This window comes from Ramlibacter sp. (genome assembly GCF_035548915.1).
In the GTDB taxonomy this organism is placed as follows: domain Bacteria; phylum Pseudomonadota; class Gammaproteobacteria; order Burkholderiales; family Burkholderiaceae_C; genus Ramlibacter.
This window is the reverse complement of the sequence record NZ_DASZSE010000031.1, coordinates 22,448-48,361: the sequence shown is the minus strand read 5'-3', so window position 1 is coordinate 48,361 and position 25,914 is coordinate 22,448. Positions and strand designations below refer to the sequence as shown.

24 protein-coding genes are annotated in these 25,914 nt (G+C 69.5%); 15 read left to right on the top strand and 9 right to left on the bottom strand.

Annotation, left to right across the window (positions count from 1 at the left end; all coding sequences use genetic code 11):
- Window positions 1-61: 61 nt before the first annotated feature.
- The 3 genes from VHA82_RS11220 (at window position 62) to VHA82_RS11210 (ending at window position 8,251) form a co-directional block, all read left to right on the top strand.
- Window positions 62-529: a molybdenum cofactor biosynthesis protein MoaE gene (locus tag VHA82_RS11220; protein WP_325543559.1), complete on the top strand. Its 468-nt coding sequence runs from the start codon at window positions 62-64 to the stop codon at window positions 527-529.
- A gap of 17 nt (window positions 530-546) precedes the next feature.
- Window positions 547-2,727: a prolyl oligopeptidase family serine peptidase gene (locus VHA82_RS11215; RefSeq protein ID WP_325543558.1), complete on the top strand. Its 2,181-nt coding sequence runs from the start codon at window positions 547-549 to the stop codon at window positions 2,725-2,727.
- Window positions 2,728-2,791: 64 nt separating this feature from the next.
- Entirely contained in the window at window positions 2,792-8,251 is a 5,460-nt protein-coding gene (locus VHA82_RS11210) for a trifunctional serine/threonine-protein kinase/ATP-binding protein/sensor histidine kinase (protein WP_325543556.1), read from the top strand.
- A 72-nt stretch (window positions 8,252-8,323) separates the two neighbouring features.
- On the opposite strand, the gene VHA82_RS11205 is transcribed toward VHA82_RS11210, so the two are convergent.
- Complete coding sequence (locus VHA82_RS11205; RefSeq protein ID WP_325543554.1) at window positions 8,324-8,902, bottom strand: hypothetical protein; 579 nt, start codon at window positions 8,900-8,902, stop codon at window positions 8,324-8,326.
- 105 nt (window positions 8,903-9,007) lie between these two features.
- Here VHA82_RS11205 and clpB point away from each other — a divergent pair, with 105 nt between their 5' ends.
- The 3 genes from clpB to VHA82_RS11190 all read left to right on the top strand — a co-directional run bounded on the left by clpB (window position 9,008) and on the right by VHA82_RS11190 (window position 12,782).
- A complete protein-coding gene (clpB, locus tag VHA82_RS11200; protein WP_325543552.1) occupies window positions 9,008-11,629 on the top strand; it encodes an ATP-dependent chaperone ClpB in 2,622 nt (873 codons plus the stop codon).
- A gap of 92 nt (window positions 11,630-11,721) precedes the next feature.
- Window positions 11,722-12,408, top strand: coding sequence for a hypothetical protein (locus VHA82_RS11195; RefSeq protein ID WP_325543550.1), 687 nt, complete (start codon window positions 11,722-11,724; stop codon window positions 12,406-12,408).
- A 101-nt stretch (window positions 12,409-12,509) separates the two neighbouring features.
- On the top strand, window positions 12,510-12,782 hold the full coding sequence (locus VHA82_RS11190) for a DUF2277 domain-containing protein (protein WP_325543548.1): 273 nt from the start codon (window positions 12,510-12,512) through the stop codon (window positions 12,780-12,782).
- A 43-nt stretch (window positions 12,783-12,825) separates the two neighbouring features.
- Here the strand turns inward: VHA82_RS11190 and VHA82_RS11185 are convergent, their stop codons facing one another.
- Both VHA82_RS11185 and VHA82_RS11180 read right to left on the bottom strand, forming a co-directional pair.
- On the bottom strand, window positions 12,826-14,175 hold the full coding sequence (locus VHA82_RS11185; protein ID WP_325543547.1) for a TPM domain-containing protein: 1,350 nt from the start codon (window positions 14,173-14,175) through the stop codon (window positions 12,826-12,828).
- Window positions 14,176-14,206: 31 nt separating this feature from the next.
- Window positions 14,207-14,866, bottom strand: a complete 660-nt coding sequence (locus VHA82_RS11180) for a peroxiredoxin (RefSeq protein ID WP_325543546.1) — start codon at window positions 14,864-14,866, stop codon at window positions 14,207-14,209.
- Between the two features lie 110 nt (window positions 14,867-14,976).
- Between VHA82_RS11180 and VHA82_RS11175 the strand changes: the two genes are divergently transcribed.
- Both VHA82_RS11175 and VHA82_RS11170 read left to right on the top strand, forming a co-directional pair.
- The gene (locus VHA82_RS11175) at window positions 14,977-15,279 is read left to right on the top strand and encodes a DUF1330 domain-containing protein (RefSeq protein WP_325543544.1); all 303 of its coding nucleotides are present in this window, start codon (window positions 14,977-14,979) and stop codon (window positions 15,277-15,279) included.
- Between the two features lie 92 nt (window positions 15,280-15,371).
- Window positions 15,372-15,506: a DUF3096 domain-containing protein gene (locus VHA82_RS11170; RefSeq protein WP_325543542.1), complete on the top strand. Its 135-nt coding sequence runs from the start codon at window positions 15,372-15,374 to the stop codon at window positions 15,504-15,506.
- A 45-nt stretch (window positions 15,507-15,551) separates the two neighbouring features.
- Here VHA82_RS11170 and VHA82_RS11165 read toward each other — a convergent pair whose 3' ends face one another.
- Window positions 15,552-16,325: an SDR family oxidoreductase gene (locus tag VHA82_RS11165; protein WP_325543540.1), complete on the bottom strand. Its 774-nt coding sequence runs from the start codon at window positions 16,323-16,325 to the stop codon at window positions 15,552-15,554.
- A 178-nt stretch (window positions 16,326-16,503) separates the two neighbouring features.
- Here VHA82_RS11165 and VHA82_RS11160 point away from each other — a divergent pair, with 178 nt between their 5' ends.
- From VHA82_RS11160 to VHA82_RS11150, 3 genes are all read left to right on the top strand, one after another.
- Window positions 16,504-16,683, top strand: a complete 180-nt coding sequence (locus tag VHA82_RS11160) for a DUF3606 domain-containing protein (RefSeq protein WP_325543537.1) — start codon at window positions 16,504-16,506, stop codon at window positions 16,681-16,683.
- 123 nt (window positions 16,684-16,806) lie between these two features.
- Window positions 16,807-17,295 (top strand): hypothetical protein, encoded by a 489-nt coding sequence (locus VHA82_RS11155; protein ID WP_325543535.1) that lies wholly within the window; start codon window positions 16,807-16,809, stop codon window positions 17,293-17,295.
- Window positions 17,296-17,299: 4 nt separating this feature from the next.
- Entirely contained in the window at window positions 17,300-17,500 is a 201-nt protein-coding gene (locus tag VHA82_RS11150; protein ID WP_325543533.1) for a hypothetical protein, read from the top strand.
- Here the strand turns inward: VHA82_RS11150 and VHA82_RS11145 are convergent.
- The 5 genes from VHA82_RS11145 to hutU all read right to left on the bottom strand — a co-directional run bounded on the left by VHA82_RS11145 (window position 17,491) and on the right by hutU (window position 21,813).
- Window positions 17,491-17,970 carry an NUDIX domain-containing protein gene (locus VHA82_RS11145; protein WP_325543531.1) on the bottom strand — a complete coding sequence of 160 codons (480 nt, stop codon included), beginning with the start codon at window positions 17,968-17,970 and terminating at the stop codon, window positions 17,491-17,493. The two genes, VHA82_RS11150 and VHA82_RS11145, sit on opposite strands and share 10 nt — an antisense overlap.
- Window positions 17,971-18,005: 35 nt before the next feature.
- Entirely contained in the window at window positions 18,006-18,215 is a 210-nt protein-coding gene (locus VHA82_RS11140) for a hypothetical protein (RefSeq protein WP_325543529.1), read from the bottom strand.
- Complete coding sequence (locus VHA82_RS11135; RefSeq protein ID WP_325543527.1) at window positions 18,212-18,418, bottom strand: hypothetical protein; 207 nt, start codon at window positions 18,416-18,418, stop codon at window positions 18,212-18,214. Before VHA82_RS11135 ends, VHA82_RS11140 begins: the two co-directional genes overlap by 4 nt.
- Before the next feature lie 136 nt (window positions 18,419-18,554).
- Window positions 18,555-20,099, bottom strand: a complete 1,545-nt coding sequence (gene hutH / locus VHA82_RS11130; protein ID WP_325543525.1) for a histidine ammonia-lyase — start codon at window positions 20,097-20,099, stop codon at window positions 18,555-18,557.
- 7 nt (window positions 20,100-20,106) lie between these two features.
- Window positions 20,107-21,813: a urocanate hydratase gene (gene hutU, locus VHA82_RS11125; RefSeq protein WP_325543523.1), complete on the bottom strand. Its 1,707-nt coding sequence runs from the start codon at window positions 21,811-21,813 to the stop codon at window positions 20,107-20,109.
- 126 nt (window positions 21,814-21,939) lie between these two features.
- On the opposite strand from hutU, the gene hutC reads away from it, so the two are divergent.
- The 4 genes from hutC (at window position 21,940) to VHA82_RS11105 (ending at window position 25,903) form a co-directional block, all read left to right on the top strand.
- Entirely contained in the window at window positions 21,940-22,659 is a 720-nt protein-coding gene (hutC, locus tag VHA82_RS11120; protein ID WP_325543521.1) for a histidine utilization repressor, read from the top strand.
- Window positions 22,656-23,237: a HutD family protein gene (locus VHA82_RS11115; protein WP_325543519.1), complete on the top strand. Its 582-nt coding sequence runs from the start codon at window positions 22,656-22,658 to the stop codon at window positions 23,235-23,237. Before hutC ends, VHA82_RS11115 begins: the two co-directional genes overlap by 4 nt.
- 35 nt (window positions 23,238-23,272) lie before the next feature.
- Complete coding sequence (hutI, locus tag VHA82_RS11110) at window positions 23,273-24,448, top strand: imidazolonepropionase (protein WP_325543815.1); 1,176 nt, start codon at window positions 23,273-23,275, stop codon at window positions 24,446-24,448.
- 93 nt (window positions 24,449-24,541) lie between these two features.
- Complete coding sequence (locus VHA82_RS11105; protein ID WP_325543517.1) at window positions 24,542-25,903, top strand: formimidoylglutamate deiminase; 1,362 nt, start codon at window positions 24,542-24,544, stop codon at window positions 25,901-25,903.
- The last annotated feature ends 11 nt before the right edge of the window (window positions 25,904-25,914 follow it).

Genomic DNA, 25,914 nt, shown 5'->3' with positions numbered 1-25,914 from the left:
GACGGGTGAGCGACGGGTGAGCGGCCCTCGCCCCGCCGACCGTCGGTGACACAATCCTGCCATGCGAGTCGCCATCCAGCACGAGGACTTCGACGTCTCCCGCGAGATCGCGGCGCTGCGCGCGCACGACAAGGGCGTGGGCGCGGTGTGCACGTTCGTGGGGACCGTGCGCGACCGCAACGATGGGAGCGTGGTGAGCTCGATGGAGCTCGAGCACTACCCCGGCATGACCGAGCAGGCGATCGAGTCGATGATCGACGAGGCGCACAGGCGCTTCGACATCCTGGGTGCCCGGGTCATCCATCGCATCGGCCTCCTGAAGCCCCTGGACCAGATCGTGCTGGTCGCGGTGACTTCGCCGCATCGCGGCGAGAGCTTTCGCGCCTGCGAGTTTCTGATGGACTACCTGAAGACGCAGGCGCCCTTCTGGAAGAAGGAACGCACGCCCGAGGGCGAACGCTGGGTCGATGCGCGGGTAACCGATGACGCGGCGCTCGAGCGCTGGGGCATAAGATCGCCGAACCGATAGTTTGGAAGGGACTTCCCATGAAGAAGCACCTTGGGCGCCTCAGAGGCGCCTTGTTCGTTCTGGCGCTACCCTGCGCCATCGCCCTCGCCGAAGGCGGCCCGCCGGTGGCCCCCGTGCGCGACCAGGTGGACACCTGGCACGGCGTGCAGGTGCACGATCCCTACCGCTACATGGAAAACCTCGCGGACCCGCAGGTGAAGTCGTGGGTCGAGGCGCAGGGCGCGTATTCGCGCGGCCTCCTGGACCGCATCGAGGGCCGCGCCGAACTCGAAAAACGTCTCGCCGAGATCGAAGCAAGCCTCGGCGACCGCCGCTTCGGCATCACTCGCATGCCCGGCGGCGCCGTCTTCTACCTGCTGCGCGAACGCAAGGGCAAGCAGGTGAAGCTCGCGATGCGCGCGAGCCTCGGCGGCGCCGAGAAAGTCCTCGTCGACCCCGACACGTACGCGCAAAAGACCGGCGTGCCGCACGCCATCAACTGGTTCTCGCCTTCGTGGGACGGACGCTACGTCGCGTACGGCCTGTCCGCGGGCGGCTCCGAAGATGCCTCGATGTACATCCTGGACGTCGCGACCGGCAGGCAAGTCGGCGAGCCGGTCCCGCGCGTGCAGTGGGAAGCCGTGAGCTGGACACCCGACAGCCGCTCGGTCGCGTACAACCAGCTTCGCAAGCTCACGGCCGAAGACCCCGCGACGGAAACGTATCTCGACACCACCGTGTACCTGCTGAAGGTGGGCGATCCGGCGCAACAGGCGCGGCCCGTCTTCGGGCCGCTCGTGAATCGCGACCTGGGGCTCGAACGCCTGGACAACGGCTACCTCGTCTTCACGCCCGGCAGCCCCTGGGTGATCGCGGGCACCAACGACACGACGCAGAAGGAAGGCTCGGTGTTCATGGCGCGCGTCGCCGACCTCGCCGCGGGCGGCACCGTGCCGTGGCGGCGCATCGCGAGCTTCGCGGACCACCTGGTCGAAATGGAGCTGCAGGGCGACACCTTGTACTACCGCACGAAGGTCGATGCGCCGCGCTTTCGGATCATGAAGCTCGATCTGCGGCATCCCGATCTGAAGACCGCCAGGGTCGTGGCGCTGCCCCCGGCCGACGGGCTCATCGAGGGGTTCGTGCTGGGGCGCGACTCGCTTCTCGCGCAGGTGCGGCGCGGCGCGAGCATCGGCCTCACGCGCTACGCGGGCGGCAACACCGCGGGGCAGGCGATCCGGCTGCCGTTCGCGGGCGCCGCGAGTCTCGCGGAGGATGCCGCGCATGCCCATGCCGACTACGTCTACGCGCTCGCGGGCTGGACCGAGCCGAGCCGCAGCTTCGTGCTGAAGGGCGCCCACTCGGTCCCCCTGCCGCAGTTCGACACGAGCGTGAAGCTCGCGATGCCGGCGATCGTCGTGCGCGACGTGCTGGCCCGCAGCTACGACGGCACGATGGTCCCCCTCACGATCCTGCACCGCAAGGGCCTCGCGCTCGACGGGACGAATCCCACGCTGCTGGTCGGCTACGGCTCCTACGGCACGAGCGAAACCGCCGGCTTCCGCGCGGGAAGCATCCCGTGGCTCGAGGCCGGAGGCGTCGTCGCCGTGGCCAACGTGCGCGGCGGCGGCGTGTATGGCGACGCCTGGCGCATGGCCGGCACGAAGCTGAACAAGCCCAACACCTGGAAGGACGCGATCGCGTGCGGGCAGTACCTGGTGGAGAAGGGCTACGCCTCGCCGAAGACGCTCGCCATCATGAGCGGCAGCGCGGGCGGCGTGTTCGCCGGGCGCGCCATCACAGAGGCGCCGCAGCTCTTCGCGGCCGCCGTCATCCACGTGGGCATGCTGGATGCGATCCGCGCCGAGGACACGGCCAACGGCATCACCAACATTTCCGAGTTCGGGTCGGTGAAGGACGCGGCGGGCTTCAAGGGACTGCTCGAGATGAGCACCTACCACCAGATCAAGGACGGCACGCCGTATCCGGCGGTGATGTTCGTGCACGGCCTGAACGATCCGCGGGTCGACCCGTGGAACAGCTTCAAGACCGCCGCGCGCATGCAGGCGGCGTCTTCGAGCGGCAAGCCCATCCTCCTGCGCATCGACGCCCAGGCGGGACACGGCATCGGCAGCACGCCGGCGCAGCGCCGCTCGGTGGACGCGGACCAGCAGAGCTTCCTCCTGTGGCAGATGGGCAAGCGCAAGCTCATGCAGTAGTCGAAGGGCGCCGTGCGCCGCACATCACTGGACACGCAGCCCGAAGCTCAACAAGAATGGGGGAATGCGGCCCCCCAGCATGCGGCAAAGGGTGCCGGCCGGTCTCGAGAGCGTTCCCAGCGACGAGAGATCGACCGAAACGCTCTATGAAAGCGCAACGACTCACGTCTTTCGCCAATGGCTGGGTGCCGCCAGCGTCATTCGCAAGGTGCACCGGGGCCCCGATGCGACCGCGCGGCTCGAGCGGGAAGCGGGCATGCTGCGCCAGCTCGCTGTCATCGACGGTGTGGTGCGTCTTGCCGAAGGCCTCGGCGCGGCGGGCACGCTCGACCTTCAGGATACCGGAGCGACCGCGCTCGCCCTGCTGCTGCGGGCGGGCCGCTGGGACAGCTCCGCCACGCTCGCGCTTGCGATTCGCCTTGCCGCAACGCTGGTCGAAGTGCATCGCGCGGGTGTCGTTCATCGGGACATCAACCCCGCCAACATCCTGGTCTCGGGCTCGGGCGAGCCCATCCTGATCGACTTCGACCTGGCGGTGCCGAGCGAGCCCCACGGCACTCGCGTGGACGGCGTGGTCGGCACGCTCGCCTACCTCGCGCCGGAACAGACGGGCCGCACCGGCCGCGCGGTGGACCAGCGGGCCGATCTCTACTCGCTCGGGGCGACGCTCTACGAGGCCGCCACGGGGCAGGCGCCGTTCGAAGCCGCGGACACGCTGCAGCTCATTCACGATCATCTCGTGCGCGAGCCCGCGCCGCCCTCGCGGGTCGATGCGCGCGTGCCGCGCGGCCTCTCGGCAATCATCCTGCGCCTGCTTGCCAAGGCACCGGAGCAGCGCTACCAGAGCGCCGAAGGCCTGCTGCACGATCTGCGGCGGCTCGAGCGCGAACTCGAAGCCGGGCAGGACGGCCTCTTCGAACTGGGCGAGCGCGACTTCGCGGCGCGGCTCGAAGCCCCCGCGCGGCTCGTGGGGCGCGACGCCGAAATTTCCGTGCTGGCGGCGGCCTTTGCCGAGGCCGTCGCCACCTCCTGTCGCACGGTGCTCGTGGAAGGCGCGCCGGGCGTGGGCAAGACTGCGCTCGTGAACGAGCTGAGGCCGCTCGCCGCGGCCGCGGGCGGATGGTTCGTGCAGGGCAAGTTCGACCAGTACCAGCAGGATGCCGCGGCGGCGGACGCGCTCACGCAGGCCCTGCGCGCGCTCGCGCGGCTGCTGCTTGCGCAGCCACGCGACGAGCTGATCGCCGTGCGCCAGCGCATCATGGATCGGCTCGGCCGCAACGCGGGCCTGATCGCCGCGCTCATCCCCGAATTCGGCGTGCTGCTCGGGCCTCAGCCCGACGTGCCCGAGCTCGACCCCCAGATGGCCGAGCAGCGCCTGCAGCAGACGACCGTCGATCTGCTGGCCGTGATCGTTTCCGCGCAAAGGCCGCTCGTGATCGTGATGGACGATCTGCAGTGGGCATCGGCAATGTCGCTGCGCGCCTTCGCGCGTCTGTCGTCGCAGCCGCAGCTTCGCGGGCTGCTCGTCGTGGGCGCGTTTCGCTCCGCGCAGGCCGATGCGGCCGGCGCGTCGATCGGCGCTTCGGCCGGCGCGTCCGTCGGCGCGTCGATTGGTGCGTTTGCCCCCGCGCTCGCTCAGTGGCGCGCGCAGCCGCAGCCACCCGTCGCAATCGCGCTCGAGCAGCTCGCCAGCGACGCGATGACCGAGCTCGCCGCGCGCATGCTTCGGCTGCCGCCCGAGCGCGCGGGCGAACTGGCGCGGGCGGTGGGTGCGTTCACCGGCGGCAATCCCTTCGACACGGTGGAACTGCTGAACGCGCTGCGCCGCGACGGCGTGCTGCGCATGACGCAGGAGGGCTGGCGCTGGGAGACAGCCGCGATCCGCCGCTTCGTCGGGCAAGGCAACGTGGTGGACCTGCTTGCCGCGCGCATCGCGCGCCTGCCCCGGGCGTCGCGTGAACTGCTGGAGTCGATGAGCTGCCTTGGCAACGCCGTGGACCGCGAACTGCTGCGCACGGCCCTCGGGCTGGACGATCCCGACCTCCAGGAGCGGCTGCGCGCGCCGCTGGAAGACGGCCTGCTCGTCCTCGGCGACGCGGCGGGCGCGCAGGTGGTGAAGTTCCGCCACGACCGCGTGCAGCAGGCGATGCTGCAGTCCATCGAGGAGACGGCCCGCGCGCACCTGCGCCTCGCGATGGCGCGCCGGCTCGCCTCGCACCCCGCGTTCGAGGCCGAAGCGGCCGAGCAATACCTCGCGTCGGCGCACATCCTTGGCGAATCCCGGGAGCAGCGCGATGCCGCCCGGCTATTGGAGGCGCTCGCGCGACGCCTCGCGATGAACGCGAGCTATCTCCTCGCCGAGCGCTATCTCGCCGCGGCGGGGGCGCTGCTCGCGGCGGCGGGTGAACCGGCCGAAGGCGCGGTGCGCATCCGCATCGACAGCGCGCGCCACGCCGCGCTCTACAGCCTCGCGCGGCTTGCCGAATCCGATGCGCTGTACGCGGACATCGTCTCGCGCACGAACGATGCGCTCGACCTCGTCGAGCCGACGTGCCTGCAGATGCGAAGCGTCGACATGCGCGGCGATTCGGGCCGCGCGATGCAGCTCGGCATGGGCCTGCTCGGCCAGCTGGGCTTCACGCTCGCGCAGGATGTGACGCTCGACGATCTCGCCCGCGGGCTCGACGCGCTGGGCGGCTGGGTGCGCGCGGAAAGCGGGCTCGATCACGCGAAGCGGGCGCACATCCGCGAGCGCAGGCTCCTGGCCGCGGCGAAGCTGCTCGGGCGCACCGTGCGGCCCGCCGTCGTGCGGCGCGACGTGCGCGTCATCGTGTGGCTCTTGCTGGAAGGCCAGCGCCTCTGGGCCGCGCACGGCCCCTGTCCCGACCTGGTGGCGAGCCTCGGCAACCTGAGCGGGATGCTGATCTCGCTGCGAGGCGCGTGGCGCACCGCGTTCGAGGTCGCGCGCCACGTGCTCGCGGTCGGCGAGGCCTTGGGCTGCGAGCCGCACACATCGGAGGCGCGCTTCATCTTCTCCACCTACTCGTGCCACTGGTTCGAGCCGGTGGAGACGATGCTCGCGCAGGTGACACGCGCGTACGAAGGCGTGAAAGCCGGAGGCGACGTGTCGTATGCGGCCTACGTGCACATCGTTCTCGCCACGGGGCTGCTCGAGATCTCGCCGTCGCTCGAGGCGGTGGCCGACGAAGTGCAGGCCGGCATCGATCTGTGCATGCGCTCGGGTAACGTGCGCGTGGCGCTGCAGCACATGTTCGACCGTCAGCTCATGCGGGCGCTGCGCGGCCTCACGCGCGTGCCGGGCGGCTTCGACGACGAGGACTTCGGCGAAGAGGCCGCCTTCGCGCAAGTGCGCGAACTGCCCTACGTCGGCGTCATCTATCACGTGCCGCGCGCGTTGTGCGCGCTTGTGCTCGGCGACCATGCCGCGCTCGCCCGGCACGGGCCGGCCACGATGCTGCGCAAAGGCGGCATGCCAGGCTTTTACCGCTATGCGCTTGCGCACTTCTTCTCGGGGATGGCGTGCGCGTGGCAGCTGCAGGACGATCCTTCGGCTGCCGAGCGGCCGGCGCTCGAGGCGGAACTCGCCTCGTGCCGCGAGTGGCTCTTCGAGCGGGCCCGCGACCAGCCGCAAAACTATCTGCAGATGGCGCGGCTCGTCGAAGCCGAGGGGGCCTGGGCCGCGGGCGAGCGGTGGCAGGCGTCGACCGCGTTCGATGCGGCGCTCGCCGCGGTGGAAGGACTCGAGCGGCCCTGGCAGCACGCGCTGATCGTGGAACGCGCGGGCCTCTTCCACTGGCGGCATGGCCTCGTGCACTCGGGCCGCCGCCTGCTGCGGGACGCGCGCGACCGGTATCGGCGCTGGGGCGCGCGGGCCAAGGTGGCGCGGATGGAGGAGGAACACGCCTTCCTGTGCGAAGAGGAAGCATGGGCGGGGGAGACCGGGGCGGGGGAGGCACGCGCGGAGCATTCGCGGGAATCGAGCGAATCGGCGCGTTCTTTGCTCGAGAGATCGATCCCCGCCGGCTCGACCCAGGGCAGCGGCACGATGTCGGCCGAGACGGTGGACCTCATGGGCGTGCTGCGCGCATCGCGCATCCTCAGTTCGGAGACGAGTCTCGACAGCCTCACGGCGCGCGTCACGGAAGTGGTCGCGACGCTGAGCGGCGCGACGCGGGTGCTCGTGCTGTCGGCGAACGAGGGTCAATGGTGGCTGCTCGCCCCGGGACCGGGCGAGTCGCCGGTCAACGTCGCCGAGGCCGCGCAGCGCGGCTTGCTGCCGCTGTCGGCCTTCGCGTACGTCGAACGCACCGGCGAGGCGCTGGTGGTGGACGACGCGGTCCGCGACGACCGGTTTTCGCGCGACCCCTACTTCGCGGGCGTCGCGATGTGCTCGCTTCTCGTGGCGCCCATCGGCGGGCGGGAGAGCGCGCACGCGATGCTGCTGCTGGAAAACCGGCAGGGCCGCGCCGCCTTCGACGCGCGGCGGCTGGATGCGGTGATGCTCATCGCCGGGCAGCTCACGGTGTCGCTCGCGAACGCGCAGCTCTACGAGCGCCTCGAGCAGCGCGTGCGATCGCGCACGCAGGAGCTGGAGCGCATGCAAGGCGAGCTCGTCGCGACCGCGCGGCGGGCCGGCAAGGCCGAGATCGCGGCCAACGTCCTGCACAACGTGGGCAACGTGCTCAACAGCGTGAACGTCTCGGCGGCCGTCGTGCGCCGGACCCTCGCGCAATCGCGCGTGCACGGGCTGCAGCGTGCCGTCGAGCTCATGAACGCGCACGCGCGCGACGGCGACCTCGGCCGCTTCATCGAGGGCGAGCGCGGCGATGCGCTGCTTGCCTACCTGAACTCGCTCGTCGAGACGCTGCGGCAGGAGCAGCAGTCCGCGCTCGCCGACCTCGACCGGGTCGCGGGCAGCATCGAGCACATCAGCTACGTCGTCGCCACCCAGCAGTCGCACGCGGGGCCCTCGAGCCTGCTCGAGGTCGCGCGGCCGCAGGACCTCGTCGAGGAGGCGCTGCGCCTGAGCGCGCAGGCGCTCGAACGCTTCCCCGTTTCCGTGGTGCGGCGCTACGAAGACGTGCCGCACCTGCCGCTCGACAAGCCGCGCCTGCTGCAGATTCTCGTGAACCTCATCGCCAATGCGGCCCAGGCGATGGAGGGCGTGGCGCGGGCTTCGCGCCGTCTCACGCTCGCAAGCGCCCTCGTGCGCGAAGACGGGCAAGCCGCGCGCCTGCGCATCTCCGTGGCCGACGAAGGCGAGGGCATCTCGGCGGACAACCTGACGCGCATCTTCGCGCACGGCTTCACCACGCGCAGCGGCGGGCACGGCTTCGGCCTGCACAGCAGCGCCCTGGCCGCCATGGAAATGGGCGGCCGGCTCTCGGTGCGCAGCGATGGGCCGGGGCGCGGGGCGGAATTCACGCTCGAGCTTCCGATTGCCGACGGGCAGGTGGCGGCGGGCCCCGCGGCCGCATCGCAGTCCGGTCCCGAGGGGCGCTGACGTCTGCCGCGCGCAGCGAACGACGCAGCGGAAGATAGACCGGGGCGTGCCGCCCGCTCGCGACGTTCTTTCCTAGTTCAGATACTTCGGGCGTCTCGGCGCGCCGCTGTCTTCCTCGGCTGCCTGCTCTTCGGCCTGCGGCAGGCCCCGGAAGGGCTCGCGCCACTGCGACTGGTTCAGCGCCTGCTCCAGCAGGTGCATGAGGCCCTGGATGAGCTTGGGCTGCAATTCCAGATTGAAGCTGCGCGGCGCTTCGCCACCGGGCGGACGCTCGTTGAAGGTGAGCTTCAGCGGCCCGCCCGACTGCGGCGTCGCATCGACGTCGGTGACGAGCAGCGGCTCCTCGCCGAGCGGCAGCGCCATCGGGCTTTCGTCGTAGGGCGTTTCGAAGTCCGCCTTGGAGAGGAATTCCTCCTTGCGGAAATCGGTGAGCATCTTCCTGAGCGATTCGTCGGCGGCCGAGAGCGTCGTGCCGGCGGCTTCCAGCTTCAGCAGGTATTCGGTGAGCAGACGCGACAGGAGCGGCCAGAGACCCACCATCAGGCGGCGCGTGAGCCACAGGCGCATTTCCTCGCCTTCGCGGGTGTTCACGCGCATCAGCAGACGGTCCTGCTCGGGCAGGTAAGTGACCGACATCTGGTGAATCTGCATGTTTTGATTCTAGTCACCCGCCAAGCCGGTCCGCCAGGTGCATATTCCTCCTTGAAAACCCGGGGCAAACACCCAAGTTCCCGACAAACCCGAACCCTTCAGAAGATGCGAATCGACAAACTCACCACCAAGTTCCAGGAAGCGCTCGCCGAGGCCCAGACGCTCGCGCTCGGCAACGACCACGCCTACATCGAGCCCGAGCACGTGCTCGTGGCGATGCTGAGGCAAGAAGACGGGCCCCGGGCGCTCTTGCAGCGCGCGGGCGCCAACGTGCCCGGACTGCTGGCCGCGGCCGAGGGCGCGATGCACAAGCGCCCGCAGGTCCAGGGGCAGGAACAGGTGACGGTCGGGCGCGACCTCGCCGCGCTGCTGCAGGCGGCCGAGAAGGAAGCGATCAAGCGCGGCGACCAGTTCGTCGCGAGCGAACTGTTCCTGCTCGCGGTGGCCGACAGCAAGCAGGACGTGGGCCGCATCGCGCGCGAGAACGGGCTCGCGCGCAAGTCGCTCGAAGCCGCGATCGAGGCCGTGCGCGGCGGAGCAGCCGTCGACAGCGCCGAAGCCGAAGGCAAGCGCGAGGCACTCAAGAAATTCACGATCGACCTTACCGAACGCGCGCGCCTGGGCAAGCTCGACCCGGTGATCGGCCGCGACGAGGAAATCCGCCGCGCGATCCAGGTGCTGCAGCGCCGCACGAAGAACAATCCCGTACTCATCGGCGAGCCGGGCGTCGGCAAGACCGCCATCGTCGAAGGGCTCGCGCAGCGCATCATCGCGGGCGAGGTGCCCGAGACGCTGAAGGGCAAGCGCGTCCTCTCGCTCGACATGGCCGCGCTGCTCGCGGGCGCGAAGTTCCGGGGCGAATTCGAGGAGCGCCTGAAGAATGTGCTGAACGAACTCGCGAAGGACCAGGGCCAGACCATCGTCTTCATCGACGAGTTGCACACCATGGTGGGCGCGGGCAAGGCCGAGGGCGCGATCGACGCGGGCAACATGCTCAAGCCCGCGCTCGCGCGCGGCGAACTGCACTGCGTGGGCGCGACGACGCTCGACGAATACCGCAAGTACATCGAAAAAGACGCCGCGCTCGAGCGGCGCTTCCAGAAGATCCTGGTGGGCGAGCCGAGCGTGGAGGCGACCATTGCCATCCTGCGCGGGCTGCAGGAGAAGTACGAAGTCCACCACGGCGTGGACATCACCGACCCCGCGATCGTCGCGGCGGCCGAACTGTCGCACCGCTACATCACCGACCGGTTCCTGCCCGACAAGGCGATCGACCTGATCGACGAGGCGGCCTCGAAGATCAAGATCGAGATCGATTCGAAGCCCGAAGCCATCGACCGGCTGGACCGCCGCATGATCCAGCTGCAGATCGAGCGCGAGGCGATGAAGAAGGAAAAGGACGAAGCTTCGAAGAAGCGCCTCGGCCTGATCGAGGAGGAGATCTCGCGGCTGCAGAAGGAGATCTCCGATCTCGAGGAGATCTGGAAGTCCGAGAAGGCGCAGGCGCAGGGCAGCAAGCAGATTCGCGAGGAGATCGACCGCCTGAGGGCGCAGATCGACGAGCTCACGCGCAAGGGCGACTTCAACAAGGTCGCGGAGCTGCAGTACGGCAAGCTTCCCGCGCTCGAAAAGCAGCTGAAGGAAGCGCAGGCCGCCGAGCAGAACAAGAACAAGTCGGGCAAGCCGCAACTGCTGCGCACGCAAGTGGGTGCCGAGGAAATCGCGGAAGTCGTGGCGCGTGCCACGGGCATTCCGGTGTCCAAGCTGATGCAAGGCGAGCGCGAGAAGCTGCTGCTGATGGAAGACCGGCTGCACGAACGCGTGGTGGGCCAGGACGAGGCGATCAGCGCGGTCGCGAACGCGATCCGCCGTTCGCGCTCGGGCCTGTCGGACCCGAACAGGCCCACGGGCTCGTTCCTCTTCCTCGGCCCCACGGGCGTGGGCAAGACGGAATTGTGCAAGGCGCTCGCGAACTTCCTCTTCGACAGCGAAGAGCATCTCATTCGCGTCGACATGAGCGAGTTCATGGAAAAGCATTCGGTGGCGCGTCTGATCGGTGCGCCGCCGGGCTACGTGGGCTACGAGGAAGGCGGCTATCTCACGGAGGCCGTGCGCCGCAAGCCCTACAGCGTGATCCTGCTCGATGAAGTCGAGAAGGCGCACCACGACGTCTTCAACGTGCTGCTGCAGGTGCTCGACGACGGGCGTCTCACCGACGGCCAGGGCCGCACCGTGGACTTCAAGAACACGGTGATCGTGATGACCTCCAACATCGGCTCGCACATGATCCAGGCGATGGTGGGCAAGCCCTACGAGGACGTGAAGGAGAAGGTGTGGGACGAGCTGAAGAGCCACTTCCGCCCCGAGTTCCTGAACCGCATCGACGAGACGGTCGTGTTCCATGGGCTCGACGCGAAGCACATCGAGAAGATCGCGCGCATCCAGCTCACCGTGCTCGAGCAGCGGCTCGCGAAGATGGACCTGCAGCTGCAGGTGTCGCCCGCGGCGCTGGAGGAACTGGCGAAGGTGGGCTTCGATCCGGTGTTCGGTGCGCGGCCGCTGAAGCGCGCGATCCAGCAGCGCATCGAAAATCCGCTCGCGAAGCTGATCCTCGAGGGTCGCTTCCCGCCGAAGTCGACGATTCCGGTGGAAGTGGATCCGGTGCGCGAGCCGGGCGTGTTCCACTTCGGCGGGGTGAAGCCGCCGCGGGAAGCCGCGCCCGCCTGACACCCCGCGTCGGGCCGGGCCGGGCCGGGTCGGTCGGGGTGGGGTTACCCCACCTGATGGGCCGGGCGCGCCGCAGTGCACAATGCGCGCCCATGATCCTCGACGACAAGCGAGTCGCCCTGCGGCTCTCGGCCCATCCCGAGCTGCTGCTGCGCCTGGATGAGTTCCGGCAGTCCTATGGCTGGGAGACCGCGCTCGTGGCGCAAGCCGCGCCGGCGCAGCCGCTGCGGCTGGACGTCACCTTGCCGGCCGTGGAGCAGGCGCTCCTGAACGGCGCGGCGCGGCGGCCGGCGTGGTGGGACGGCCTGCGTGCCGCGAGCCGCCCGCGTGCGACGCTGCACGGCATCGCGAGCCTGCCTTTGTGGACGAATCCGCCGTGGGCCTGTGAGGCGCATCGCGACGGACACTTCATCGCCGGCGTGGCGCGATTCCCCGAGATGCCGGGCAGTGGAGGCGTGCACGTGCGCTGCATCGCGGACTTTCATGCGAGCTTCTTCCAGGATTTCTTCGAGGTCGTGAGTGCGACGCTGAACGCCGCGGGCGTGAAGGACGCGAGCTACGACACGACGTGGACGCTCATCAACGCGCCGGCGCTGCACTATGGCAACAAGCCGGACTCCGGCGCGAGCTATTGCGCGGCGGCGGGGCCCCTGATGCTTGCGAATCTCCAGGCGCCAGTGATCCGCGCGGACGTCGGATCGTCCGCGTGGGACTGGGCCGCGATCGACATGGGCCGGGCCCTGTGCGGAGCGTATGGGGGAACGCCGGCTTACTTGTGAGGCAACCGTGAGGCAACCCCGGCCCGTCATTCCCGCGAAGGCGGCAATCCAGGGCTTGCCCGTCACGCCCTACCATGGGAGGCCGACAGAAAGCCATCGCCATGTGCCGCAACATCAAGACGCTCTTCAACTTCGAGCCGCCCGCCACCGAGCTGGAAATCCGCGATGCCTCGCTGCAGTTCGTGCGCAAGCTGAGCGGCTTCACCGTGCCGTCCAAAGCCAACGATGCGGCGTTCGAACTCGCTGTCGAGGAGATCGCGGCGTCGGCGCGCAAGTTGATCGCGTCGATGGTGACGAACGCCGAGCCTCGCAATCGCGAGGAAGAGGCGCAGAAGGCACGGGCTCGGGCGCGGGTGAGGTGGGGGGCGGACTGAGGCGCCGTCCATGTGACGAGCGCCCCGGTCCGGCCGCACCCGGTCAATCCTGCGCGTCCGCGCCGCCTCCACCGAAGCGTCCACCGAGTCCGAGCCGCACCGCCGCGAAGAACCCGTGCCGCGCCGCCCAGAGCAGCACGCCGCCGATCGAGCCGCCACCCGCGGCGAGCTGCGCGAGCTGCGTGTTCGCGTCGCTACTCGACGCGCCCTGCAAGAGCAGGAGCACGCCGAGCGGCAGCATCATGAGCAGCACGAGCGCGACAAGCCAGAGCGACGCCCGTCTGGCGTCACGCGCGTCGAGCCACAGCGACAGCGCGATGAGCGCCGTGATGCCGCCCGCGATGGCGAACGCCATCCGCGTCGGGTCGGGATCGATGCCCATGAGCGCGAGGTAGGCGATCGTGAGCACGAATGCGAAATGCATGTAGCTGCGCAGCACGAGCATCAGCAGATATTGCGGCCTGCCGGGGAAGAGGAACGCCGCGAGGCCGAGCGAGAGGGCGCCCGCGAAGAGGAAGCCGCCCCATGTCGCTTCGCGCTGGCCCGACAGGCCGACGCCGATGAAGCCCCACAGGATGCCGAAGAACATCAGCACCGCCGCGGCGTTGCCGATGTCGCGCACGATGCGCAGCCACGGCGCGAGCGTGTCGCGCCTCGCGTGATTGAGCGACCACGCGATGGGCAGCACGAAGGCGATGCACGCCACCGTCGCCGCGGCTTGCTGCGAAGACCACAGGAACCATGCCGCGGCGCCGAGCATCCCCGCGAAGAGCGGCGCGCTTGCGACCGCGCCCCAGCCGCGGAAGAAAATCGGAAAGATCGCGAACGGCGAGAAGATCGCAAAGACGAAGGGCAGCTTCCATTCGGGATGACGATCGAGGATGTTCTGCGCCGCCGCTGCCGATGCCTTGCCTTCGGGATTCGGCAGCGCGCGATCGATGCGCGCGAGCATCTCATCGAGACCTGTGGCGAGCTCGCGCCGCTTCATGGCGGCGAGGAGTTCATCGACCCACTGCGCGGCGACCACGTCGGGCACCACGCCTTCGAGCCCATAGCCCACTTCCAGCCGCGCCGCCGGTTGGGCGGGCACGGCGACGACGAGCAGGCCATCGTCCTTGCCCGCCCGGCCGACCTTCCAGGCCTCGGCCACGCGCAGCGAGAAATCGGCAAGCGCGAGCCCGCGCGTGTCCTTCGCGACGAGGACGGCGACCTGGGCGCGGCCTGCCGACTGGAACCCCTGCAGCCGCGCGAGCAGCCGCTGGCCGTCTTCATCCGAAAGCGATGCGGTCTCGTCGACGAGGAGGGCAGTGAAGGGCGGGGCGATGCCCGGTGCGTCCGCGCACAACGCCACGAGCGGCGCCCACAAAAGCAACGCGAGAAGCGTCCGGATCACGGTGAGCGCTGTCCGCCCGCGACCACCCTTTTCAGCGGCCCGGCTGCTTCACGATCCGCAGGTAGGGGCGCGGCGCCTTCCAGCCCTCGGGGAAGAGCTTCTTCGCATCCTCGTCGTTCACCGAGCCCGAGATGATGACGTCGTCGCCCTGCTTCCAGTTGACGGGCGTCGCCACCTTGAACTTCGCCGTGAGCTGCATCGAATCGAGCACGCGCAGGATCTCGTCGAAGTTGCGGCCGGTGGTCATCGGGTAGGTGAGCATCAGCTTGATCTTCTTGTCCGGGCCGATGACGAACACGGAGCGCACCGTCTGGTTCGTGGCGGCGGTGCGCCCTTCGGTGTTCGTTTCCTCGGCGGGCAGCATGTTGTACAGCTTGGACACCGTGAGGTCGCCGTCGCCGATGATCGGGTAGTTCACCTTCGCGCCCTGCGTTTCCTCGATGTCGCCCAGCCAGCGGCTGTGGCTGTCCACCGGGTCGACGGACAGGCCGATCAGCTTGGCGTTGCGCCTGGTGAATTCGGGCTCGATTTTCGCCATGTAGCCGAGTTCGGTCGTGCACACGGGGGTGAAGTCCTTCGGGTGCGAGAAGAGGATCGCCCAGCTGTCGCCGATCCACTCGTGGAAGTCGATCGGCCCCTGGGTCGTCTGCGCCTTGAAGTTCGGTGCCGTGTCGTTGATGCGCAAGGACATGATGTGCTCTCCTTTTTCCGTTGTGAAAGTCCGCGAAAGTGCGATGATGAACTCCCGCCGGGCGTTGCGCCAGTCCCCGGTGCGTTATATCGGCATTTCGAGGAGGCATGATGCCCAAAGGCTATTGGATCGGACGGGTCGACGTGAACGACCCCGAGCAGTACATGCAATACCGCGCGGCCAACGCGAAGCCGATCCGCGAGTACGGCGGGCGCTTCCTCGCGCGCGGCGGCAAGTTCGAATGCCCCGAGGGCGATGCGCGCCAGCGCAACGTCGTGATCGAATTCCCGAGCTACCAGGCGGCCGTGGACTGCTGGTACTCGGCGGACTACCAGGCGGCCATCAAGCTGCGCCAGCCGGCGGCCGTCGGCGATTTCGTCATCATCGAAGGCTACGAAGGCCCGCAGCCCTGAGGCTGACAGCGAGGCGGGGTGTTGGCGGACCCGTCCGTCGAGCTGGCGAGCCGCATACTTCGGCGGTCCCAATTTCGTCCGGATAGGCCGCCATGCTCACCATCCACCACATCACACCGGCCGCGGCTTTGATCGCGGGCATCCTGATCCTCATCATGCCGCGCCTGCTCAACTACATCATCGCGCTCTACCTGATCATCGTCGGGCTGGTGGGACTGTTCGGCTGAAGACCGCCGCACCCCCGCGCCCTTCGACGCAGCGCCGGGCCGTGGTCACTTCGGCACGTGCGCCGCGTACAGCTTCTGCATGCCGCCCAGCCAGCGGTCGTAGTCCTGGGCCTTGGCAAGGAAGTACTTCGCGACCTCCGGATGCGGCAGCACGAGGAACTTCTCCTCGCGCATCGCCTGCACGATGTCCTCGGCCACCTGGGCGGGCGTGAGCACGCCGTTCACGCCCGCGCTGCCCGTGCCGTCCTTCGTCATGTCGGTTGCCACCGACTGCGGGCACAGGCACGACACGCGCAGCCCCCGCCGGCCGTAGGCGATGCGCAGCCATTCGGCAAACGCGACGGCGGCATGCTTCGTCACGCCGTAGGGCGCGGACTCGACGATGTTCAGCAGTCCCGCGGCCGAGGCCGTGACGATGAAGTAGCCCTCGCCCCGCTCGACCATCTCCGGCACGACGGCGCGCGCGGCCCACACGTGCGCCATGCCGTGGACCTGCCACATCTTTTCCCAGAGCGCATCCTCCAGCTCGAAGCCGCCCAGCCGTCCGAGGATGCCCGCGTTGGAGAAATAGACGTCGACCTGTCCGAAGCGCTGTCGCGTCTCGCCCACCAGAGCCCGGATGTCGGCTTCGCTGGTCACGTCGCAGCGCAGCGCGACCGCTTGCGCGCCGATGCCGGATGCCACCGCCCGCGCACGCTCGAGGTGGACGTCGGCCACCACGACCGCGCGAGCGCCGTCGCGCGCGAAGCGCTCGGCCGCGCCCGCGCCGATGCCGCTCGCACCGCCCGTGACGATGCAGACCTTGCCGCCGATTTCCATGAGAGCACCTCCGTGAACGTCTCGCCTGTCTGGCCGACGAGTATCGCCGCGCCCGCCTTCGCGCCGTGCCGCCGAGGCGACAGCCTCGCCGCGGCAGCGGGCCCGTCCTACATGGCCGCGCACGGCGGCTTCCTACGATCGACCGAGCACCCTCATCATCATCCACAAGGAGACTCCCATGTCGGACGACAAGACGAAATCGCAAGGCCAGGACCGCGAACGCATCGATGTGCACCAGGACTACGAACTGCGCGACTGGGCGAAGTCGCTCGGCACCACGCCCGAGCGCGTGAAGGAAGCGGTCGAGGCGGTGGGCGACCGCGCCGACAAGGTCCGCGAATACCTTCGGGAGAAGTAGGCGCCGCGCCGTCGCCGCGCGCGCATGGCCGCCGACAGCGCCCGCCTGCGGGCACCTACGGCCGGGGAGAGCGGGCCGCCTCACGATTGTCTCCAACGGCAGCAAACGAAGGCGGTCCCCATCATGTCAGCGATCACAACGGATACCTGGAGCCTCGACGAGGCCGACGAGGCGCGCGTGTCGCTCGAGCACACGCAGGCGCACGACGCCTACTGGCGCGAGGCCCATGCGCACGAAAAGTACTTCCGCGCGGGCCTCGACTACGAGGACTACGCACCGGCCTACTGCGTGGGCTACGCGGGACGGTTCCAGTACGGCGGCGACTTTCTCGACGCGGAGAAATCCCTCCTGTCCAACTGGGAGCGCCTGCGCGGCGATTCGCGGCTCGGCCTGGACGAAGCGCGCACCGCGATCCGCGCGGCCTGGGACCATGCCGCGCAGCCGGTGCCGCAACCGTTCGCGCCGCCGGTCGTGAAGACGTCGCCGCTGAAGCAGACCCTGCTCGCAGCAGTGAAGGGCTTGAACGGCTGGATCGAAGGCGTGATGGGCGGGCGTCCCGCCGCGCGCCCGATCGCGCGGCGCGCACAGCAAGGCGGCATCGCGCGCCGTTGACGCCATGCAGTGCAAAGCCCGCTTCAAACGCCTGCGCGCCCGGCCCCGGGCGGCGCTTCAGCCGCCCGTTGCGATGCACGTGCCGCAGTCCACTTCGCTGCCGCCGGGCCTCGTGCGCCAGCTCGCGTGTCCGCTCACGAGCATGGGGGAAGTGGAGCGGCTTCTCGCGCATCTCCACTGCGCGAAGGCGCTCGGCTACTTCTGATCGGGTAGCGCGCGCAATAGCTCTACGAGGCGATCGATGAAGGGCGCCTGCCCCGGCAGGATTCGCACTCGCGCCTCGTCGGGGGCGAACCAATCGGCCCGGTCGATCTCGGGGAACCGCTTCATGCGGCCCGACTTCGGCGGCCATTCGATCTCGAACTCGTTGGAGACCAGCTCGCTCGGATCGCAGTCGCCGCGACAGGCCCACGCCTCGATGCGCTTGCCGCTTTTTTGCCGCAGCTCGCCCAGGGGCAGGAAGGGGCCTTCCGCCGTGAAGCCGGTTTCTTCCAGGAACTCGCGCCGTGCCGCGGCAAGGCCCGCTTCGCCTTCGCCGCATTCACCCTTGGGAAGCGTCCACGCCCCTTCGTCCCGGCGGGCCCAGTAGGGACCGCCTGGATGGGCGAGCAGCACCTGCAACCCCGCCGGTGCCATGCGATACATGAGGAGTCCCGCGCTGCGCGTTGCGGCCACGTTCTGAACGCCTCGCTATCCGTGGTGCGGCGTGTTCAAGGCGCCTCGTCGCGCGCGCAGGAGTCCGCGTCGTCGACGTCGCGATCGCGATCGGCGGGCCCGGCCGGCGTGTCGTCCACGGCGCGCAGCCGCCGGTTGCGGATCAAGGCTTCCAGCGCCGTGCTCGCGCCCTCGCCGGTGCCGGCTTCGCGCGGGGACTGCGCGCCTTGCGGGCTGCCGGAATGCTTCTCGTCCTGGTCCTTCATTGGCCGTGCCCCCCGGCGCCGCCCGCGGCGGCGTCGGCATCGCCCGCCTGATGGCGGAGCTGGCGGGCCTGCGACTTCAGGTGCGCGAGCGCGCTCGCCGCGCCTTCCCCGGAGTGGCCGTCGTCGGCCTGCTCCCCATGCGCGGGCTCGTGTTCCTGCGAATCGCCTTCCTGACGGGCGTCGTTCGCGCTCGTGTCATCCATGTTGCTTGTTCCCTCGAACTTGCGTTTGCGGTGGCCGGCTTTCGCGTGCCACCGATCGGAATTCTCGGCGAGGCAGGCAAGCTCAGCTCTCGGAAGGTCCCGAATGGTTGTGTAGGAATTCCCGGGCGCAAGACCGTCAGGCGAGGCGCAATGCATGCAGTTGCGCAATATGCTGCTCGGTGGCGTGTCCGATGTCGCCCGCCGCCACGAGGTGGTGCACCGCCTCGATGTCGCGCGCGAGGCTGCGGTCGGACATGAGGGGAGGCGAGACGGTGCGCACGAGCCGCAGCACGCCTTCCAGCGCGGGCGCGCTCTTCAGCGGACGCAGGAATTCGATGCCCTGGGCCGCGGCGAGCAGCTCGATCGCGACGATGCGTGCGGTGTTGGCCAGCATCGGCGCGAGCCGCCTCGCGGCGAAGGTCGCCATGCTCACGTGATCCTCCTGGTTTGCGGAGGTGGGCAGGCTGTCCACGCTCGCGGGATGCGCGAGCGACTTGTTTTCCGAGGCGAGCGCCGCGGCCGTCACGTGCACGATCATGAAGCCCGAGTCGAGTCCCGGTTGCGCCGCGAGGAAGGGCGGCAGGCGCGAGACGGCGGTGTCCACGAGCATCGCCACGCGCCGCTCGGCGATCGCGCCGATCTCGGCGATCGCCACGGCCAACGCGTCGCACGCGAGCGCCACGGGTTCGGCGTGAAAGTTGCCGCCGGAAATCATGTCGCCCTCGTTCGCATAGACGAGCGGGTTGTCGGTGACGGCATTGGCCTCGCGCATCAGCACCTTGGCGGCGTAGCGCATCTGGTCGAGGCACGCGCCCATCACCTGCGGCTGGCATCTGAGGCAGTACGGGTCCTGCACGCGGTCGTCGTCGTCGAGATGGGAGCGGCGGATACCGCTGCCGATCATGAGGGCGCGGTAAGCGGCGGCGCAGTCGATCTGCCCCGGCTGGCCGCGCACCGCGTGAATGCGCGGATCGAACGGCCCGTCGCTGCCGCGCGCCGCATCGAGCGTGAGCGCGCCCGCGATCACGGCGGCTTCGAAGAGGCGGTCCGCGGCGATCAACGCGTCCAGCGCGAGCGCCGTCGAGACCTGCGTGCCGTTGATGAGGGCGAGGCCCTCCTTCGCCGACAGCACGATCGGCGCGAGGCCCGCTCGCTGGAGCGCCTGCGCCGCGGGTATGCGGTGACCGTCGTGGAATACCTCGCCTTCGCCGACCAGGGGCAGGCACAGGTGCGCGAGCGGCGCGAGGTCGCCGCAGGCGCCCACCGAACCCTGGCTCGGCACGAGCGGGGTCACGCCCGCGTTGTGCAGCGCGAGCAGCGCGTCCACGACTTCCTCGCGCACGCCGGAGTAGCCGCGCGCGAGGCTGGCGGCCTTCAGCAGCAGCACCAGTTTCACGATGCGCGGGGCGATCGGCTCGCCGACGCCCACGGCGTGCGAGCGCAGCAGATTGAGCTGCAGCGCGGCGAGGTCTTCCTTTGCGATGCGCTTCGTGGCGAGCTTGCCGAAGCCGGTGTTCACGCCGTACACCGGCGCGTCGCCCTCGGTCGCGCGGCGCACGAGTTGCGCACTCGCGCGCATGCCCGGGCGGCAGGACGCATCGAGTTCGACCTGGACACCGTCCGCGAGCAGACGGCGCATCTGCGCGAGCCCGATCTCGCCGGGAACGAGGGTTTCTTTCATCGGCCGATCATGCACGCAGCATCGGGAGGTCCAGCCCGTGCTCGCGCGCGCATTCGATCGCCGCTTCGTAGCCGGCATCGGCATGCCGCATCACGCCCGTGGCCGGATCGTTCCACAGCACGCGCCGGATCTTTTCGGCGGATTGCGCCGTGCCGTCACAGACCATCACGACGCCCGCATGCTGCGAATAGCCCATGCCGACGCCGCCGCCGTGGTGAAAACTCACCCAGCTCGCGCCGCTCGCGGTGTTCAGCAGGGCGTTGAGCAGCGGCCAGTCGCTCACCGCGTCGGTGCCGTCCTTCATCGCTTCGGTCTCGCGGTTCGGCGACGCGACCGAGCCGCTGTCGAGGTGATCGCGCCCGATCACGATCGGCGCCTTCAGCTCGCCCGACTTCACCATGTCGTTGAAAGCGAGGCCCGCGAGATGGCGCTCGCCCAGGCCGATCCAGCAAATGCGCGCGGGCAGGCCCTGGAACTGGATGCGCGAGCCGGCCATGTCGAGCCAGCGGTGCAGGTGCCTGTTGGCGGGGAAGAGCTCCTTCATCTTCGCATCCGTCCCGCGGATGTCCTGCGGATCGCCCGAGAGCGCCACCCAGCGGAACGGACCCACGCCGCGGCAAAAGAGCGGCCGGATGTACGCGGGCACGAAGCCGGGATAGTCGAACGCATTCGCCACGCCGAAATCGTGGGCCACCTGCCGCAGGTTGTTGCCGTAGTCGACCGTGGGGACGCCCATCGCATGGAATTCGAGCATCGCTCGCACGTGCCGCGCGCACGATTCGCCCGCGGCCTGCCTGAGCGCCGCGTGCTGCGAAGCGTCCGCCTGCGCAGCTCGCCATCGCTCGACCGTCCAGCCTCCGGGCAGGTAGCCGTGGATGAGGTCGTGGGCCGAAGTCTGATCGGTGACGATGTCGGGGCGGATGGAGCCCGCCTTCGCGCGGCGCGCGAGTTCGGGGACGATGTCCGCGGCATTGCCAGCCAGGCCGATGGAGATGGCCTCCTTGCGCGCCGTGTGATGCGCGATCATCGCAAGCGCCTCGTCGAGATCGCGAGCTTGCCGGTCGAGGTACTTCGTGCGCAGGCGAAACTCGATGTGCGACGCGTCGCATTCGATGTTGAGCGAGCACGCCCCGGCGAAAGACGCGGCGAGCGGCTGCGCGCCGCCCATGCCGCCGAGCCCGGCGGTGAGCACCCAGCGGCCCGCGAGATCGCCGCCGTAGTGCTGGCGGCCGGCCTCGGCGAACGTCTCGTAGGTGCCCTGCACGATGCCCTGCGTCCCGATGTAGATCCAGCTGCCCGCGGTCATCTGCCCGAACATCATGAGGCCCTTGCGGTCGAGCTCGTTGAAGTGCTCCCACGTCGCCCACTTCGGCACGAGGTTCGAGTTGGCGAGGAGCACGCGCGGTGCGCCCTCGTGCGTGCGGAACACGCCCACAGGCTTGCCGGACTGGATGAGCAGCGTCTCGTCGGGCTTCAGGCGCTCGAGCGTCGCGAGGATCGCATCGAACGCGGGCCAGTTGCGCGCCGCGCGGCCGATGCCGCCGTAGACCACGAGCTCGTCCGGCCGCTCGGCCACCGCCGGGTCCAGGTTGTTCTGGATCATGCGGTAGGCCGCCTCGATCTGCCAGTTGGCGCAGCTCGGCCGCGCGCCCCGCGGCGCATGCACCGGGCGGGGGCCGGAGGAAAGATGGGAGGCGTGCGAGAGATCGGACATGGCAACGTGCATCCTAGTTGTCTATACAACTTGTGTCAACTCGGCTAGGATATCCTCCCCTGTGCCTCCCTGTGCCTCCAGCGTGCGCCCGACGCATGCGACTATCGGGAAAGGATGACCTGCGCGATGCGAAAGGATGACCTGCGCGACCTGCCGGCCTACGAACAGGTGAAGACCTGGATTCGGCAGCGCATCGCAAGCGGCGAGTGGAAGCCGCGCGACGCCGTGCCGAGCGAAGCCGCGCTCATCTCCCGCTTCGGCGTGAGCCGCATGACGGCACATCGCGCGCTGCGCGAACTCGCGGCCGAGGGCCTCGTGACGCGCGTGCGAGGCTCCGGCACGCGCGTGGCGGAGTTAAGCCGCATCGCCTCGCGTCTCGTGCTGCGCGACATCCACGAGGAAATCGCCGAGCGCGGGCACGTTCACAGCACGCGCGTGCTCCTCGCCACCGCGCAGAAGGCGACTTCCCCGGTGGCGGAGTCGCTCGGGCTGCGCAAGGGTGCGCGAGTCTTCCATACCGTCCTCGTGCAACTGGAAAACGGCGTGCCCATCCAGTACGAAGACCGCTTCGTCAACCCGGCCGCGGCCCCGGAGTACCTGAAGACCGATTTCACGCGGACATCGCCCACGCTGCACCTGCTGCGCAGCGCTCCCGTGACGCAGGCGAGCTACGTGATCGAAGCGTGCCTGCCGGACGAGGAGGAGGCGAGGCAACTCGGCATCGGGCGCGGCGATGCGTGTCTCGCGATGCTGCGCCGCACGGTGAGCGGCGCGCATGTCGCGAGCGTCGCGCGGCAGGTGTACCCGGGCACACGCTACAGCTTCGCGGGACAGTTCCAGGCATGAGCGGCCGGCCGACTCATCGGGGCATCGACTGGCAGGTCGTCGAGCCGGACGAGGTCGAGCGCACTCCGTGGCGCAACGGCCGGGGCACCACGCGCGAGCTGCTTGCCTGGCCGCACCGCGAGGAGTGGCGCGTCCGGGTCTCCGTTGCCGACATCGGGCAAGACGGACCCTTCTCGCGCTACATGGGCGCCGAACGCTGGTTCTCGGTGCTCGAAGGCGCGGGCGTGGCGCTGAAGGTGGGCGGTGGCACGCAGCTTCTCACGCCCGACAGCGAGCCTTTTCGTTTCCTCGGCAGCGCGGACGCGCATTGCAGCTTGCTGCGCGGCCCGACGATCGACATGAACCTGATGGCGCTGCCCGGCGCCGGCCGGATGCTGCGTGTGCGGGAAGACTACCTGGGCGTGGTGCCGGCGCGCTGCCTGGTCGCGGCGTATGCACCGCATGGCGGCACGGTGGCGGTGTACGACGAGTACGTGCTCGACCTCGCGCCGCGCACGTTCGTGTGGCGCCTGCTGCAGCAGGAAGGACCGATCGTGATCGAGGGCGAGGATGCGCTCTGGATGGAGGTGCGGCTGTGAGCCCGGCGCTGTGGATCAACTGCCGGGCGGCGACGATGCAGGAGCATGCGGCGCAAGCGTACGGCCTCATCGGCGATGCGGCGCTGGTGGTGCGCGATGGGCGCATCGAATGGATCGGCGCTCGCGCGGCGCTACCCGGCGCGCTCGAGCGCGAATGCGGGGAGACGCACGATTGCGGCGGCGCGCTCGTGACGCCCGGCCTGGTCGACTGCCACACGCATCTGGTCCATGGCGGCAACCGCGCGCACGAGTTCGAATCGCGCCTGCGCGGCGCGAGCTACGAGCAGATCGCGCGTTCGGGCGGCGGGATCGCGTCGACCGTGCGTTCCACACGGGACGCGAGCGAAGAGCAACTGCTCGCGCAGGCGCTGCCACGGCTGCGCGCGCTCGAGAACGAGGGTGTGACCACGATCGAGATCAAGTCCGGCTATGGTCTCTCGCACGAGCACGAGGCCAAGTGCCTGCGCGTCGCGCGCACGCTCGGCGTGCTGGAAGACGTCGCGGTGCGAACCACCTTCCTCGGCGCACATGCGCTGCCGCCGGAATTCGCGGGGCGGGCCGACGACTACGTCGACGAAGTGCTTCGCATGCTGCCGCTGCTGCACGCCGAGGGGCTCGTGGATGCGGTCGACGCTTTTTGCGAGCGCATCGCGTTCACGGCGTCGCAGGTGGAGCGCGTGTTCGATGCGGCCCGGGCGTTGGGCTTGCCTGTCAAGCTTCACGCCGAACAATTGAGCGACAGCGGCGGCGCAACGCTCGCCGCGCGCTTTCAGGCGCTCAGTTGCGACCACCTCGAATGGCTCGACGAAACGGGCGCTCGCGCGATGGCGCGCGCGGGCTCGGTCGCCGTGCTGCTGCCGGGCGCCTTCTACTTCCTGCGCGAGACGCGCGTGCCGCCCGTTGCGCTGCTGCGCGAGCAGCGCGTACCGATCGCCGTGTCGACGGACTGCAATCCGGGGAGCTCGCCATGCACATCGCTGCTGCTCATGCTCAACATGGCTTGCACGCTCTTTCGGCTGATGCCCGAAGAAGCGCTGGCCGGTGTCACGCGCAACGCGGCGCGGGCACTGGGCTTCACAGATCGCGGGACGCTGGCCGCGGGCCTGCGCGCCGACTTCGTGCTGTGGGACGTGCGCGAGCCCGCCGAGCTTGCCTATGCGTTCGGCGCGAATCCGCGGCGGCTCACCGTGTTCGGGGGACGGCCGCGATGAGCTCGTTCGGCGGCGACGACGCCCGAGCGCTTGCGGCCAAGCCCATCGTGCGCGAACGGCCGCACGCGGCACTCGTCATGCGCGAGTCGCTCCATGACATCTGAGGCGCGCTGGTTCGCGCCGCTCGCCTGGGTGAGCGGCGGCTGGGCGCGCGACGTTGTGCTTTCGGCGGGTGCGGACGGACGGTGGACTGACGTGCGGCGCGAATGCGATCCGGCAATGCGCGCGGGAGCGACCCCTCTGCCGGGGCCCGTGTTGCCCGGGCTCGTGAACGCGCACAGCCACGCATTCCAGCGCGCGATCGCCGGCCTCACCGAGCGCGTCGCGGAAGGCGAAGACGACTTCTGGCGCTGGCGCGACCGCATGTACGCGGCGGCGCTTCGCATCACGCCGCGGCAGGTGGAGGACATCGCGGCCTTCCTGTATGCCGAACTGCTCGCCAACGGCTACACGCAGGTCTGCGAGTTCCACTACCTGCACAACGACGTCGACGGCGCGCCGTACGCGGATGCGCTCGAGATGCCGCTCGCGCTCTTGCGCGCCGCCGAACGCACTGGAATCGGCCTCACGCTGCTGCCGGCGCTCTACATGCGCGCGGGCTTCGGCACACGGTCGCTGCGCGACGAGCAGCGGCGCTTCGCATCGACGCCGGAGTCGGTGCTGCGCATGGTGCAGGCGATCGGCAAGCGCAGCCTTGATGCATCGCGCATCGCCTGCGGCGTCGCGCTGCATTCGCTGCGCGCGGTGGACGAAGGCGCGCTTGCCGAAACCGTGGCGCTCGCACGCGGCATGCCGATCCACATCCACATCGCCGAGCAGCGGCAGGAGGTCGCGGATTGCCTGGAGCGGCACGGCATGCGTCCCATCGAATGGCTGCTGCGGCACGCGCCGGTGGATGCGCGCTGGAATCTCGTGCACGCGACGCAGGCCGAGCGCGACGAGTTGCTCGAACTGCGCTCGCGCGGCGCGGCGATCGTGATCTGTCCGGGAACGGAAGCGAACCTGGGCGACGGCGTGTTCGATCTTTCCACCTGGACCGGTGCGAGCGGCCGCTGGTCGGTAGGCTCGGACAGTCACGTCACGCGAAGCTGGCAGGAGGAGCTGCGGCTCCTCGAATATTCGCAGCGCCTGGTCACGCGCAGGCGCAACGTCGCGGCACAGGCCGCGTTGGCCGCGAGCACCGCGGCGGCCTTGTTCGAGGGGGCGCTGGAAGGGGGCACGGCGGCGGCGGGGTTGCCGCTTGCGGGCATAGCGGTGGGGCAGCGGGCGGACTTCTGCGTGGTCGACGCGGCATCTCCGTCATTGCTCGGCGTGCCGCAGGATCACTTGCTGGATGCGTTCGTGTTTTCCTCGCCGCAGGCGAAGTTCTCGCGTGTGTACGTGGCGGGCAAGAGAATCGAGCCGGCGGACCTCTCGGCGGGGTTCGTGCGGGCGATGAAGGCGTTGTGGGGGTGAGGAGCGCGGCG